The sequence below is a fragment of the Niabella hirudinis genome (genome assembly GCF_051201075.1).
Taxonomy (GTDB): domain Bacteria; phylum Bacteroidota; class Bacteroidia; order Chitinophagales; family Chitinophagaceae; genus Niabella; species Niabella hirudinis.
Window position 1 is genome coordinate 86928 of sequence record NZ_JBPEHJ010000007.1, and the last position, 15479, is coordinate 102406.

General features: G+C 52.5%; 9 protein-coding genes. All 9 read left to right on the top strand.

All coding sequences use genetic code 11. The annotated features are described in order from the left end of the window. Positions 1 to 4 precede the first annotated feature (4 nt). The 9 genes from GGU45_RS14485 (at position 5) to GGU45_RS14525 (ending at position 15478) form a co-directional block, all read left to right on the top strand. Positions 5 to 1894 (top strand): glycoside hydrolase family 36 protein, encoded by a 1890-nt coding sequence (locus GGU45_RS14485; protein WP_435225872.1) that lies wholly within the window; start codon positions 5 to 7, stop codon positions 1892 to 1894. 71 nt (positions 1895 to 1965) lie between these two features. Further along, positions 1966 to 3738, top strand: a complete 1773-nt coding sequence (locus GGU45_RS14490; protein ID WP_435225874.1) for an alpha-L-fucosidase — start codon at positions 1966 to 1968, stop codon at positions 3736 to 3738. A 42-nt stretch (positions 3739 to 3780) separates the two neighbouring features. Further along, on the top strand, positions 3781 to 4746 hold the full coding sequence (locus GGU45_RS14495; protein WP_435225876.1) for a phytanoyl-CoA dioxygenase family protein: 966 nt from the start codon (positions 3781 to 3783) through the stop codon (positions 4744 to 4746). Then, positions 4743 to 7418, top strand: coding sequence for a glycoside hydrolase family 38 N-terminal domain-containing protein (locus tag GGU45_RS14500; protein ID WP_435225878.1), 2676 nt, complete (start codon positions 4743 to 4745; stop codon positions 7416 to 7418). The genes GGU45_RS14495 and GGU45_RS14500 overlap by 4 nt, the downstream gene beginning before the upstream one ends. A gap of 158 nt (positions 7419 to 7576) precedes the next feature. Further along, positions 7577 to 8905 (top strand): sugar porter family MFS transporter, encoded by a 1329-nt coding sequence (locus GGU45_RS14505; protein ID WP_435225879.1) that lies wholly within the window; start codon positions 7577 to 7579, stop codon positions 8903 to 8905. 18 nt (positions 8906 to 8923) lie between these two features. After that, complete coding sequence (locus tag GGU45_RS14510) at positions 8924 to 9772, top strand: sugar phosphate isomerase/epimerase family protein (protein WP_435225881.1); 849 nt, start codon at positions 8924 to 8926, stop codon at positions 9770 to 9772. A 43-nt stretch (positions 9773 to 9815) separates the two neighbouring features. After that, positions 9816 to 12566, top strand: coding sequence for a GH92 family glycosyl hydrolase (locus GGU45_RS14515; protein WP_435225882.1), 2751 nt, complete (start codon positions 9816 to 9818; stop codon positions 12564 to 12566). A 69-nt stretch (positions 12567 to 12635) separates the two neighbouring features. Next, the gene (locus GGU45_RS14520) at positions 12636 to 14369 is read left to right on the top strand and encodes a class I mannose-6-phosphate isomerase (protein ID WP_435225884.1); all 1734 of its coding nucleotides are present in this window, start codon (positions 12636 to 12638) and stop codon (positions 14367 to 14369) included. Beyond that, positions 14366 to 15478: an ROK family protein gene (locus GGU45_RS14525; protein WP_435225886.1), complete on the top strand. Its 1113-nt coding sequence runs from the start codon at positions 14366 to 14368 to the stop codon at positions 15476 to 15478. The genes GGU45_RS14520 and GGU45_RS14525 overlap by 4 nt, the downstream gene beginning before the upstream one ends. Position 15479 lies beyond the last annotated feature (1 nt).

Here is a 15479-nt window from a genome sequence, read left to right on the forward strand (position 1 = left end):
AACAATGAGTAAAAGATTGATCAAAAAAGGTTCTGTGGGCCGGCTTGCCTTATTTTTTTGCATGCTGGTGCTTGTAACAGCCGTAAACGGACAGCAAACGGCGGCGGAATTACTAACCCGCTTAAAAACCGCACCTGCAACGGTTGTATTGTCCAACGGGTCAAAGGCTTCCCCCGCTGCGGTGGTGAGCAGGGTGTGGAAGGGGGGGCTTTGTAAAATGTCTGTAACCAATACTTCGGCAAAGCCGCTCCCCATCCGGGAAGTAATCATTTTTGACCTGCAGCACGGCCTTCCGGGCACTACCCCTATCTATGGAGAAGGGTTTCAGAAGCTGGGACAAACAGGCGGTACGCTGGCAAAGCCCGAAGACTGGTGCACCTACCCGGATAGAACGCATTATAAAATTCCGGAGCCGGAGGGGTTAAGAACCGTATATGGCATGCTGACGCTGCAGGTTAAAAACACGGACCGGGTGCTGCTGGCCACCACTTCCTGCAACAAATTTATTTCCCGTTTTTCTTTCAGCGATAAGCGTCTGCGCATTTCAATCGACTGCGAAGGAATGGTGCTGCAGCCCGGCAAAAGCTGGAACCTGGAAGAGTTTCTGGCCATAGCCGGGCCCGACAGGGAAAAGTTGTATGATCAGTTAACAGCCGCCATTTCCAAACACCACCCGCGTTTAAAACACGATCCGGTGCCCATGGGCTGGTGCAGCTGGTACTGTTTTGGTCCCAATGTAACGGCAAAAAATGTGGCGGATAATACCGGCTGGATCGCCGGGCATTTGCCGCAGTTAAAATATGTGCAAATCGATGATGGTTACCAGCCCTGGATGGGCGACTGGCTGGATGCCGGCAAAGCCTTTGGCGGTGATGTATCCGAAGTATTGCAGCAGATCCGTTCTAAAAAACTGGATCCCGCCATCTGGGTGGCGCCGTTCATTGCAAGTCCGCAATCCCGGCTGTTTAAAGAGCATCCGGACTGGATGGTAAAAGACAGTGCCGGACAACCGCTGCGTTCGGATAAAATCGGCTTTGGCGGCTGGCGCCAGGGCCCCTGGTACGTACTGGACGGTACGCACCCGCAGGTACAGCAGTTCTTCACGGAGCTCTTCCGCACCATGCGCGAAAAATGGGGCGTTACCTATTTTAAACTGGATGCCAATTACTGGGGCGCAATACATGGTGGCGTGCACTATGATAAAAACGCCACGAGGATAGAAGCCTACCGGCGTGGCATGCAAGCCATATTAAAGGGATCAAAGGATGCCTTTATCCTCGGCTGCAATCATCCTATATGGGCATCACTGGGATTGATACACGGCTCGCGCAGTTCTATGGATACCTGGCGTAAATGGGAGTCGTTCCGCGACATCGGGCGCGAGAATCTGCTGCGCGGATGGCAAAACGGCCGGCTCTGGTGGAACGACCCGGATTGCATCCTGCTGGAGGACGGCGGTGCTACGGATGTGATGGACCAGGCGGGCAAAGGTGTAGCCGGAAAAAAGAAACAGGGGCTCCCGCTGAATGAATTCCTTTTTCATGCAGCTACGGTATACGCCTCCGGCGGCATGTTACTGAGCGGGGACGACCTTACGAAAATGAGGCCCGAACGGGTAGCTATTTTAAAGAAACTGATGCCCCCCACGGGTAAGGCCGCCCGGTTTGCGAACGAGCATTTTGAGGTAGGAGTTACGGCCATGAAGGATAAGACCATTTATTTCGCATTCAACTGGGGCGATGCCCCCGTAGAACGTACGATCAGCCTGCCTGCCGGCCGGTACCGGCTCACCGAACTGTTTACCGGCAAGGACCTGGGTATTGCGGAACAGGAATATAAGATCCCCGCGCTGGCGCCCCATTCGGCGTTGGTGATCAACGCGGTTAAAAAATAAAACAGTAGTATAAAGCGCCCTTCGGAGATTGCGTCCGGCGCTGATTTTATAAAACAGCATAAAATATACAGATGAAAAAGTGGTTGTTGCTGGGGCTCACCGGGATGCTCAGTTTGAATATGCCGGCCCTGCTGGCCCAGCAGTCGATGAATGAAATGTGGGGTAAACAGGACTCAAAAACAACGGAAGCGGACCCTGGTAAAAAGAATTTGTTTGATACGCACTTTGCCATGTTCATTCACTGGGGCCTCTTTTCACAGCTGGCCAACAAGTGGCAGGGCAAAACTTACTATGGCATTGGTGAATGGCTGATGAACAGTAACATGGCAAACATTCCGGTAAAGGATTATATGCCCGTGGCAAAAGATTTTAATCCTGCAGCCTTTGATGCCCGCAAAATAGCACAGCTGGCCAAAGATGCCGGTATGAAGTATATTATCATCACCGCCAAACATCATGATGGATTTGCGATGTACCATTCAATGGTAAATAAATTCAATATTGTAGATGCCACGCCGTTTAAGCGGGATCCGATGAAGGAATTATCAGAAGCCTGCAAGGCGCTGGGGCTTGGCTTTGGATTCTATTATTCGCACAACCAGGACTGGACCTACCCGGGGGGCACCGGAGGTCCAAAGACGGACAGCGCCGGCAGGACAAAAAAATTTGACGATTATTTTGTTGAGAAATGTTTACCCCAGGTAGAGGAAATTACCCGCAATTATGGGGATATGGTATTGATCTGGTTTGATACCCCGGGCGGCATGCCGGCAAAATATGCGCAGCAACTGGTAAATGTGGTCCGCAAAAATCAATCCAATGCCCTGGTGTCGGGCCGTGTAGGCTACAACCTGGGCGATTACCAGACCCTGGGCGATATGGAAGTGCCGCTGGAACGAATAGCGGGCCGGTGGGAGAGTGTGGATGTAACCAATGATGCCTGGGGCTATGCCTGGTATGATGAAAACTGGAAAAGCCCGCATAAGATCCTGACGCTGCTGGTTGCCACAGTAGCGCGTGGCGGCACCTATATGCTGAACATAGGGCCCGATGGACAGGGCCGGGTACCGGAGCCGGTTCAGGCATCGTTGCGTTCCGTGGGTAAATGGATCAGCCGCTATCCGCAGGTGATTTACCATGCCCAGGCATCGCCGTGGAAACATGCCCTGCCCTGGGGCGATGCCGTTATAAACAATGGCAAACTCTACCTGGCGGTATATCAATGGCCGGCCTCGGGCAGTCTCCTGGTGCCGGGTTTAAAATCGGAGATCGCATCAGCCCGGGTATTGAAAAACGGGAAAGCCGAAAAAATAGCATTTAAAAAAGAAGGTTCATGGATCCGGCTAAAGACACCGGTACAGGCGCCGGACCCGATGGTTTCCGTTATAGAGCTTACCCTGAAGAGCGCGCCGGAAGCGGTATCGGACCTGGCGCTTGATCCTGATTTTGGGCTGGATGTGTCGGTAAAGTTTGGCCGGCCGGAGGCTTGCACGGTTACGGGCAAAAGCTGGATGGAGAAGTTTGGCGAATGGAAACATACCTACCAGGTAAGCGATTGGAAGCCCGACAGCCGGATCAGCTGGGAGCTGGAAGTAAAAGAGGCGGGCACCTACCTGGTCGAATTAAAGTGTTCCGGCAACGGTCCAAAGGTTTGGAAGGTGCAAACGGAGGAAGGTATTGCCATCCAGAACCGGCAGAACACCGGCAGCATCTACCACCATCAGCCCATCGGATGGATCCGGTTCAAAACCCCGGGCAAACATACCATCACGGTCAGCATGCCTGAGGAAGACCGTACCGGTACCAGCCTCTCCGGGCTAAAACTGACACCGGTTCAATTTTAAAAAGCGGGGTAACGACCCGCGGGTATATATAAAAAAATAACGATGAATACAGACAAACCACCAGTAACAGATCTGGCAGAATATAGAAGTCCCATTGCAGATCTTTTTGAACAGCCTCAAACGGCAGAAGAGTGGAAGCCCTATGTCCTGGATGAGGAACAGGTGCGCCGGTTTGAACGGGATGGGTTTATTTCCGGTATAAAGGTGCTTACAGATGCGCAGGTGGATGTATTGAATACCGAACTCGCAAAAATGCAATCGGTTTCGGCGGAGGAAAAACAGTTGTTCTATCATTATGAAAGCAACGAATCGGAAAACCCGGACCAGGTACTGTTTCATGCCATCGGCGCCTGGCGGGTGGCCCCGGGTTTTCATGACCTCGTCTGGGCTCCGGCCTTCCGTATGGCGGCCTACCAGTTGCTGGGAACTTCGTTCCGGATGTTTCACGACCAGTTGTTCTGCAAGCCCGCTAAACATGGTGGCGTAGTAGCCTGGCACCAGGATTACTCCTACTGGACCTTCACCAAACCCATGCACCATCTTACCTGCTGGATTGGACTGGATGACGCCACCAAAGAAAATGGTTGCCTTTACTATGTGCCGGGCAGCCATCAATGGGGGTTGCTGCCCATTACGGGGCTGGCCGGTGATATGGAAGCCGTGCGCACAGTGCTGGATGCCGGGCAGCTGGAAGCGTTTGATAATAAAGTGGCCAATGAACTGCCGCGCGGATATGCCAGTTTTCACCATCCGCTGATGATGCACGGCTCCTATGCCAATGTATCCGACCGGCCCCGGAGAGCCGTTGTGCTCAATGCCATGGATGCCCATACGGTGGGCAACACGGCTGGTTATGAGCGGCTGGATGCATTGCACAGCTTCCCGGAAATGCCGCAGGATCAAATTTTAGACAGCCGGTTCTTTCCGCTTTTGTTTGATGGGGATAAGGAGTTGAAGGCGGCGGTTGATGCGGTGCCCAAAGTGGATCCATTAAAGTTGTATATATGACATTAAAATTTAAACGGCGCATGTATCAACGCTGCAGCATTGGGTTGGGGCTAATGGTTTGTCTGGCAGGGATGGGGCAAACGGTGGCAGGGCAAATCAATACTGCTAAAGGACAGCCATCCCCGGTTAAAGAGATCATTGTGGTGTTTAAAACACATTTTGATATTGGTTACACACACCGGGTAAAAGATGTGGTACAGTATTACCGGACAAGCATGATCGACAATGCGCTGAAGATTATGGATGCATCCCGCTCCCTGCCGGTGGAGCAACAATTCCGGTGGACGGCCCCTGGCTGGGTGATGTCGAAGGTGATGGAGCCCTGGCAGGGACAAACAGAAGAACGGAGAAAAAAGCTGGATACGGCCTTTAAGGCGGGGCGGTTTCTTACCCATGCCCTGCCATTTACCATCGAAACGGATGTTTGCGAACCAGAGGTTTTAACCAGGGGGCTGGGTTTTGCAACCCGGCTTTCAAAACAGTATGGACTGCCGCTTCCGGTGGCAGCGAAAGTTACCGATATGCCTTCGCATGCCGGTGAACTGGCAACAGTACTGCACAATGCCGGGGTAAAGTTTTTGCATATCGGGTGCAACTGGCCAAGCGGTTTTGTACAAACACCCGGCCTTTTTTGGTGGGAGGGGCCCGACGGTTCCCGGCTGCTGACTTTTTATTCCAGTACCTATGGTACGGCAACAGGACTTAGCTGGCCGTTGAAATGGGGCGGTAATGATCATTTTATAGGGCATGGATTGCTGCCGCCGGCCGATTGGCCCTATAAGGTTTGGCCGGCCATTTTTGTAACCCTCGACAATAGCGGTCCGCCCCAGGCGGAGCAGGTAAAAGCGCTTTTTGATGAGGCAAAGAAAAAACTGCCGGGTGTAAAAATACGGGTGGGGTCAATGGATGATTTTGCAAAAGCTATTTTGTCCGATCCACCCAAACTTCCGGTTGTCCGCAATGAAATGCCCGATACCTGGGTGCACGGCATCATGTGCGACCCCGGAGGGGTAAAGATGGCAAGGGAGGCGGCGCCGATGTTGGCGGCCGATGAACTTTTAAATACCCAGCTGAAGGGTTGGGGACTGCCGGCCCCCGCTATTGCCGACTCCATAGCCCGGGCCTACGAGTTGATGGCCCTGTATGCAGAACATACCTGGGGCGGGGCAGGATCCGTTAACCAGTATGGAGCTGCATTTAAAAGGCTGTCTCCGGCAACCTATGCAGACCTGGAAGCCTCCTGGGAGGATAAAACAGACTATGTCCGGGGCGCCTGGAAGATTGCCGGCAACATCAAACAGGAAAACCTGAAACAACTGGCAGGAGCTGTAAAAGGCAATGCAAACAGCATTATCGTCTACAACCCCCTGCCCTGGAAACGGAGCGGTATCATAAACCTGGGAGATCAATCCGTTTTTGTAAAGAACATTCCTGCCGGCGGCTATGCTACGGTTCCCGCTCCGGTTGAAACGGCAGTAAAGACCCTGGCCGGTAATAGTATCGAGAACCGGTTTTATAAGATCGTATTTGATAAGGACAAAGGGAGTATTCAATCGCTGGTAGATAAACGCACCGGTCACGATTGGGCGGCAACGGTATCGGGTACCCAAACCGGGCAGTATTTGAATGAACGGTTTACCTACGAGCAAACCCTTGACTATGTAAAAGCCTATCAGCAAAACCGTGCGGGAGACTGGATGCATCCCGGCCTGTATAAACCGGGGATGATCTCTGAAAAAGAAGTGCCGTACCGGATGGCTTCCCCGGCGGGAGGATCATTAAAAATCCGGACTACCAGGTTAAAGCAAACCGCCGTATTGGAGATGCCTGCAGACACGGCCCGGTATTTGCCCGCATCACGCCTTACATTAACGCTTTTTGAAGATCAGCCCTATATTGATCTCGAAATCACAATTTTAGATAAAGTAAAAGATAACTGGCCGGAGGCCGACTGGCTGGCCCTCCCGTTCAATATAAAAGACCCGGTTTTTAAAGTGTATCGTCCTTTGGGGGTAATGGACCCTGCAACGGACATCCAGGCCGGAGCCAACAAGGATATTTACTCAGTAAGCCAGGGTGTAACCCTTACGGATGCGGGGGGCAGGGGTATTGCCGTTTGTCCCATCGATCATCCGCTCATTAGCCTGGACCGGCCCGGCTGCTGGAAGTTTTCCACGGATTTTGTACCCAAAAAGCCGGTGGTTTATATCAATTTGTACAACAATCAGTGGAACACCAATTACCGGTACTGGTATTCCGGCACCTGGAGCTCACGGGTAAGGATCTGGACTTTTGATAAAACGGTGCCCGGTGAAGCCGTTATGCCGGTTCCGGCGCTGGAAGCCCGGTATCCGCTGGAGCTGGCTGGCTCCGGCAACCCCGGCGGTGTACTTCCCCCGGCGCAAAGCGGGGTGCAGCTATCACGCAAAGGGATAGTGGTTACCGCATTTGGGGAAGATCCGGACGGTTCAGGGGCTACCTTACTGCGCTTATGGGAAATGGCGGGTAAAACCGGCGCCCTCACCATCACGTTGCCGGCCCATACCCGTTTTACCAGGGCCAGGCCGGTAAATCTCCGCGGGGAGCCTGCCGGCAAACCAGTAAAAATCGTCAACGGAAAATGGAGCAGTACAATCAGGGGGTTTGGGCCCGCGGGCTTCATGCTGGAATAGCTTTTGGCCGGTCGGTGAGGACACCAACCGGGGCGCCGTGGTTCGTAGCCATGGTTCGTGGCCTCACGAACCATCTGTGAAACACAAAATGGATGTTGGTTCATCATCAAATAGAATTTAAACAGGTTCAATAACAAAGGATCATTGAAAATACAGATATGGCAGATAAAAAATTTATAGCACTCACAAGTTTTGTAGCCGCCCTTGGCGGGTTATTATTCGGGTTTGATACGGCCATTATTTCCGGCGCTATCCCCTATATAAAGTCTTATTTCCACATGGATGAGTATGTATTGGGATGGTCTGTAAGCTCCATATTGATCGGGTGTGCCGCAGGAGCCATGCTGGCGGGCAATATGGCAGACCGCTACGGCCGGCGCGCGGGGCTGATCATTTGCGCGATCCTTTTTGCAGTTTCGGGCATCGGCGCGGGACTGGCCAACGAGTTATACCTGTTTATCCTGTTCCGGCTGATAGGCGGGCTGGGCGTGGGAGCGGCCGCAATGGTATCGCCCATGTACATTGCCGAAATAGCCCCGGCCCGGCTGCGCGGGCGCCTGGTAGCCTGCTACCAGCTTGCGATCGTTTTCGGGATCCTGGCGGCTTATTTTACCAATTATTTTTTAAGTGAAACAGGCCCCGATGCCTGGCGGTGGATGTTTGCTTCGCAGGCCGCTCCCGCCGCATTATTCTTTGTGCTGCTGTTGCTGGTGCCCGAAACGCCCCGCTGGCTGATTATGAAGGGGCGGTATGATGCCGGCAAGGCAATCCTGCAGAAAATATCCGGCGCCCCCGTGCCGGATGAAGAAATGATCCAAATCGAAAACAGCTTTCGCAAGGACGAAAACCTTACCATCCGGCAGCTCTTCAGCAAACCATACCGTACCGTATTGTTTGTAGGCATCATCGTAGCCGTGTTTCAGCAGGTAACCGGTATTAATGCCATCATTTATTATGCGCCAACCATCTTTAAGGAAACCGGAGGCGACAATGCCTCTTCCCTGATGCAGACCATCGGCATTGGTGTCGTAAACATCATTGCTACTTTTGTGGCCATTGGCCTGGTAGATAAGATCGGACGAAAGAAATTACTGGTGGCAGGCTGCCTGTTAATGGGCTTATCCATGACGGGCGTGGGGCTCTGTTTTTATTTCAGCTATTTTGAGCATTACCTCGTCCTTATTTTTATGTTTCTCTATGTGGCTTCATTTGGCGCTACCCTGGGAGCGGTGGTATGGGTATACCTTTCAGAAATTTTTCCCAACCGCATCCGGAGCCGCGCTTTGTCTATTGCTACGCTGGCGCTTTGGCTGGCCGATTTTGCGGTGACGCTTACCTTCCCGATTATGACCCGGCACCTGGGCACGGCCCTCACCATGTTTTGTTATGCGGCCCTGTGCGCTGTAGCTTTTGTGTACATGATGGCACGGGTAAAAGAAACCAGGGGGCGTTCTTTAGAGGATATAGAGAACCTGTTTGTTGATTAAATAATATAATAAAAGCAAGTGATACATACAATGGAACTGCAGTTTTTTTGCCCGAGATGGGGCTCCGAAGATCTGGATTGGGAGTTGTTTTTTGAAAAGGTCCGGGAGGAAGGCTACGATGGGGTAGAGTATGGCATCGGCAACCAGGCAGATGAAAAAGAGCTGGACCGGGTATGGCGGCTTGCCGAAAAATACGGGATGAAGCTGATAGCCCAATGTTATGATACCGGCGAAGCCGATTTCTTAAAACATAAAGCTCTTTATGAAGCCTGGTTCCAAAAAATAAAAGCATACCCCGTGGTCAAGATCAATACCCAAACGGGACGGGATATTTTCAGCTTTGAGCAAAACCGGCAGCTGATCGATGTGGCCACCCGTTTTACCCGGGATACAGGAACTGCCGTGGTGCATGAAACGCACCGCAATAAATGCCTGTTTGCCGCGCATATTGCTGCGGAGTATTTAACAAAGCTGCCGGATCTGAACCTGACCATGGACCTGTCTCACTGGGTTTGCGTGGCAGAAACCTTTTTGGAAGACCAGGCAGCGGCTGTTCAACTGGCCATTGAAAAAGCAGGGCACCTGCATGCAAGAGTAGGATACAGCCAGGGCCCGCAGATACCGGATCCGCGGGCAGCGGAATGGAGCCATGCCCTGGATGCGCATCTAAACTGGTGGGACCAGTTCGTGCGCCGCAAACAGGCAGCAGGCGAAACCATAACCATCACGCCGGAGTTTGGACCCTATCCCTATATGGTGCACCTGCCCGGCGTGCAAACGCCCATTGCAGATCAATGGGCCGTAAATGGGTACATGATGCAATTATTAAAACAACGGTACCAGGATGGCCGGGCTGCGGCTTTATAGCAAGCGGCCCGTTATAAAAGGAATATCAAGTCAGTCAGAAGTCATGCGAATACATTTTTTATTAATCCTGCTATTATCGGTTGCCACTGTAAAAGAAGTGGCAGCAGGTCCTCATAATATAGCGCCGCTGGCAAAGGTGACCGCATCCAGTAATGCCGGGGCTTCCTTTAACGCGGAACAGGTACTGGATGGGGTCATTGGGGTAAACGGCCGGGGCGAATGGGCCTGCAAGGGCGACACTGCTTTTTGGGGTTACGTAAAGTTTCCATGGATCCGGCTCGACTGGGACCGGGAGCAATGGATCGACCGGATCGTTTTATTTGACCGCCCCAATCTGAATGATAATATTTCCGGCGTTAAAATCCTTTTTAGTGATGGCTCTGTAAAACGGGTAAACCAGTTGCCTGCAGATGGTGCCGGCCTGGCAGTGCAGTTTCCTCCCAAAAAAATAAAATGGATCCGGCTGGAGGTGACCGATGGCACCGGGAAGGACCTGGGCTTTTCAGAAATAGAAGTATACAATGCCTTTGAAGGGGCTCCCGACTATGTTTCCCTGGTTAACCCCTATATAGAAACAACAAGGGGACGATACGAGTTTTTTATTACCGGCAGCCTGCCCTTTGGGTTGGCAAGCGCGGCGCCGCTCACCCGCAACAAACATCAGTGGGGCGGTGGTTATAACTATAACGACCGGGAAATCCTCGGGTTTCAGCAGATCCATACCTGGATGATCTCCGGTATCGAAATAATGCCGGCCACTACGGCGGATGATCCCTCCGGCGGAAGAGAAGCATGGAAGTCGGCCTTTAGTCATGATGATGAGATCGTACAGCCCGGTTATCACCGCGTGCTGCTGCAAAAGCATAAGATTTGGGCCGAGCAAACGGCCACTGACCGGGTAAGTATGTACCGGTTCCGGTACACGCAGCAGGCGGATGCCCGCATCATTATGGATATGAGCGCCACGGTAAAGAATTGCTCTTCTATGAAGGATGCCCGCATCACAAAGGTGAGCAATACGGAAATTGAAGGCTCCTTTAATACGGTAGACCGGTTGTGGGGCGGCCCGGGTGTGGTACCTGTTTTTTTTGTGATCCGGTTCAATAAGGCCTGCCGGTCGCTGGATGCCTGGCAGGGGAGTACCGGCTTCCGCTCCGGTATCAGTGATGCAGCGGGAGATGGGCTAAAACTGGCCGCTGCTTATAAAATGGAAGCCGGCGATCAGCTGGAAATGAAGATCGCACTTTCCTATACCTCTGTTCAGAATGCCCGCAACAATTTAAACACCGAGTGCGGAAACCTGGACTTTGATGCCGTAAGGATCCGGGCCCGGGACACCTGGAACCGGTACCTGGGTAAGATCGCCGTAAAAGGCGGAACGGCGGCACAGCGCAGTAAATTTTATACGGATCTGTGGCATGTGCTCCTGGGCCGCCAAAAGATCAGCGATGTAAGCGGCGACTATCCGGACAGGACCGAGTTTACCGGTCAGAAAGGATTGTTGGGAGGGCATAATGAAGCCGCATTCAAAATAAAAACGGTTCCCAAAGACGGCAATGGCCGCCCCCGGTTCAATATGTATTTGTCGGATGCCTTCTGGCTAACACAATGGAACATCAATATTTTGTGGGGCCTGGCCTGGCCCGAGCTAATGGATGATTTTTCGGCCTGCCTGCTGGAGTACGCCAAAAACGGCAAGCTGCTGCCGCGGGGGCCGCTGGCCGGGGGTTACACCTTTATCATGACGGGAGATCCGGCAGCCAGTTTTATCGTCAGCACCTATATGAGGGGGCTGCTGAAAAAGGCGGATGCCAACACGGCTTTTGAAGTCATAAAACAAAACCAGATGCCCGGCGGTATGCTGGGAGGCGGAGAGCGTGGCGCTGCCGATGTAGCTTTTTATGCGGCAAAAGGGTGGTGGCCATCCAATGCGGGCATTACGGTTGAAGCGGCATTCCAGGATTGGGGTACCGCCCAGATGGCGGCCAAACTCGGCAAAAAAGAAGACTACGATTATTTCAGCAAAAGAGCCTCCGGATGGGTCAACAGTTTTGACGCCCGCCAGCGCTTCCTCTTCCCTAAAAACCGGAACGGCAACTTTGCCCATACCGATCCTCTTTCCGGAAGCGGCTGGGTAGAAGCCAATGCCTGGCAGGGCACCTGGGGGCTTTCGCACGATATTCCGAAGCTGATAAACCTGATGGGCGGCAAAGACAGTTTTTGCAACCGGTTACAGTATGCTTTTGAAAAAGCGGCTCCACAGGATTTTGTGGCGGAGTATGGCGGCGGCTATGTAAGCTATGCCAACCAGCCGGGGTGCTCCAACGCCCATTTGTTCAGCTATGGCGGAAAACCCTGGCTCACCCAGTATTGGGTAAGGCGGGTTCAAAAGCAAAACTACAGTGGCACCACACCGGATAATGGTTATGGCGGGCATGATGAAGACGAAGGCCAGATGGGTGGTGTAAGCGCGCTGATGGCCATCGGGCTTTTTGATATTATGGGCAACGAGGCCCGGGAGCCGGTGCTGGAAATTACATCGCCGGTATTTGATGAAGTGGCTATACAACTGAACCCGGCTTATTACAAAGGCCGCCTGTTTCAGATTATATGCCATCAAAACAGCGAAAAAAACGGTTATATTCAAAAAGCCCGGTTAAATCAGCAACCGTTAAATACCTTCTGGTTTCCCTTCCGGCAGTTTAGCAACGGGGGGCGGTTAGAGCTGTGGATGGGCCCTAAACCCAATAAGAGCTGGGGTGTACAAGGCCTGCCGCCCGCATGCAGGGGATAAAAGCGGAAAGGCCGCATCGTATTTTAGAAATGATAGCTATGAACCTAATATTAAATGACAGATTAAGTGATGAGTAAAAGAAATTATGACAAGAAGCCCAGCATCCGGGTAAGCGGACAGGCGTCTGAAGGATGGGATGCTATTTTAAAACGCATTCAGGAAGACCCCCGGTTTCGAAAAACCATTGTGATCGATTGTTATACCGGTATCCTTTATGAAGAGCTGGTTGCGCAAGTAAAAATACTGCCGCATAGCCTGCTGGTATTAACCCCCGCTCTGTTTAAGGAGGAGGCGGCCATCCTGGCAATGACAAAACCCTACGTAACGGATGATCCGCTGTTTGGGTATATGACAAAACTGCGCATGGCCGATTATTTTGATCCGGAAAAGCTGCAGGCGGCGCGGGAACAGATCGCCCGTCATGAAGGAACCGTGCTGGTAGTGGGTTGCGGCGCCGGCGCCGTGGTGGAGGGCAACCTGACCATTTATGCAGATATGCCGCGTTGGGAGCTGCAGCTGCGCATGCGGAAAAAAAGCGTACAGGGGCTGGGCGTCAGCAATGGCGATAAATCCTTTGCCACGCAGTATAAGCGGGGATTATTTAATGACTGGAAGGTGCTGGACCAGCACAAGCAGACCCTATATGATAAAGTAAATTACTGGCTGGACACCACAAAAGCAGGGGCTCCGGTCCTGATCGACAATAACACGTTTTTATCGGGCATGGCAAAAGCCGCAGGCAGCCCCTTTAGGGTGGTGCCGTTTTTTGATCCCGCTCCCTGGGGTGGCCAGTGGATGAAAGAAGCCTTTGACCTGGATCCGGCTGCCGTAAATTATGGGTGGTGTTTTGATTGTGTGCCGGAGGAAAACAGCCTGCTGCTTGAGGTGGGAGGAACCCTGTTTGAAACGCCTGCCATCAACCTGGTATTTATAAAAAGCAACGCATTGCTGGGCGAAAGGGTAGTAGCCCGTTTTGGAAAAGAGTTCCCCATCCGCTTTGATTTTCTGGATACCATGGACGGTGGCAATTTGAGTTTACAGGTGCACCCTACGCGGGCCTTTGCAAAGGAACATTTTGGCATCGACTATACGCAGGATGAAAGTTATTATCTGCTGGATGCAAAGGAGAATGCGTTTGTGTACCTGGGAATGAAGACCGGTGCAGACACCGGGCAAATGCTGCAGGAGCTGGATGCGGCTCAGAACGGATCGGGCCGGTCTTTTGATGCGGACCGGTTTGTAAATAAGATCCCCGCAAAAAAACACGATCATTTTTTGATACCTGCCGGTACGGTACATTGTTCCGGCAAAGACGCAATGGTGCTTGAGATCAGCGCTACCCCGTTTTTGTATACGTTTAAACTATGGGATTGGGACCGTCCCGGGTTGGACGGGCGGCCAAGGCCTATCAACATCAGCCGGGGAAGGGAGGTGATCAACGCAGCGGCCGATGCGGATTTCGCTGCCCGCGAGCTTACCAACCGTTTTGAAGTAGTAAAGGCCGGTAAAGGCTGGGTACAGGAACGTACAGGCTTGCATGAATCGCAGTTTATTGAAACCTTCCGGGATACGTTCCAGACGGCCGTTGTACATCATACAAACGGATCTGTAAATGTATTGAACCTGGTAGAAGGGGATGCGATCATTGTAGAAGGATTACAAAATGAATTTGAGCCGCTGGTAGTGCATTACGCAGAAACATTTATCATTCCTGCAGCGGTTGCCGCCTATTCCATCCGGCCCTATGGGGCTGAACCGGGCGCAACCTGTGTAACCATGAAAGCCTGTGTAAAAGAAGCATGAAAAAGGAACTGCCCATGTTTGAAGAAGATCCAAGAGTAGTATTAACACTGGATGCAGGAGGCACTAATTTTGTGTTTGGCGCCATGCAGGGTAACCGGGAGATCGTTGTGCCGCTTACGCTGCCCGCGGACACGGTTGATCTGGAAAACTGTCTTTCGGTGATCGTTGCCGGTTTCACCAGGATCATGACTGGTCTGGGTACGCCGCCTGCGGCCATTAGCTTTGCATTTCCCGGCCCGGCGGACTATGAACGGGGCATTATTGGCGACCTGCCTAATTTTCCTTCCTTTAGAGGCGGCGTTGCCCTGGGGCCTTTCCTCGAAGCACAGTTCCGGCTTCCGGTGTTCATCAACAACGATGGCAATCTTTTTGCCTATGGGGAGGCGCTGGCCGGGTTGTTGCCCGGGCTTAATACCGAACTGCGGCATGCAGGGAGCGCAAGGCAATATAAAAACCTGGTAGCCCTTACGCTGGGTACCGGATTTGGCTCCGGGGTGGTTATAAATGGCACCCTCTTAACGGGTGATAATGGCTGCGGTGGTGAGATCTGGTGCGCTGCCGGCAGGAAGGATCACCGGTTGATAGCCGAGGCCGGCGTGGGGGTGGCCGCGGTACAACGCTTGTATGCGGAGCGGTCGGGCGCCGCAGACCCCTTTAGCCCCAGGGATATTTATGAAATTGCAAAAGGCACCAGGAGCGGAAACCGGGATGCCGCTCTTGAAACGTTTCATGAATTAGGCCGGGCTGCCGGGTTTACGGTTGCCGAAATGCTGAACACCATCGATGGGTTGGTGGTCATCGGTGGCGGTATGGCCCATGCCCATGAATTTATTTTACCGGCTATGATGGTGGAGATGAACAGTACACGCTCCACATTCAACGGAATATCCGTGCCGCGTTTGCCCATGCAGGTGTATAACCTGGAAGCCGCCGGTGACCGGGCCGCATTTTTACAAGATGATATAAAAATGGTGGCGGTGCCGGGCACGGGTAAACAGGCACTATATCAGTGTACAAAAAAATCAGGAGTAGCCATAACAAGGATGGGCACCAGCCGGGCCATTGCCCTGGGCGCCTATGCGTTTGCATTAAAGCAGCTGGAGCAATAAA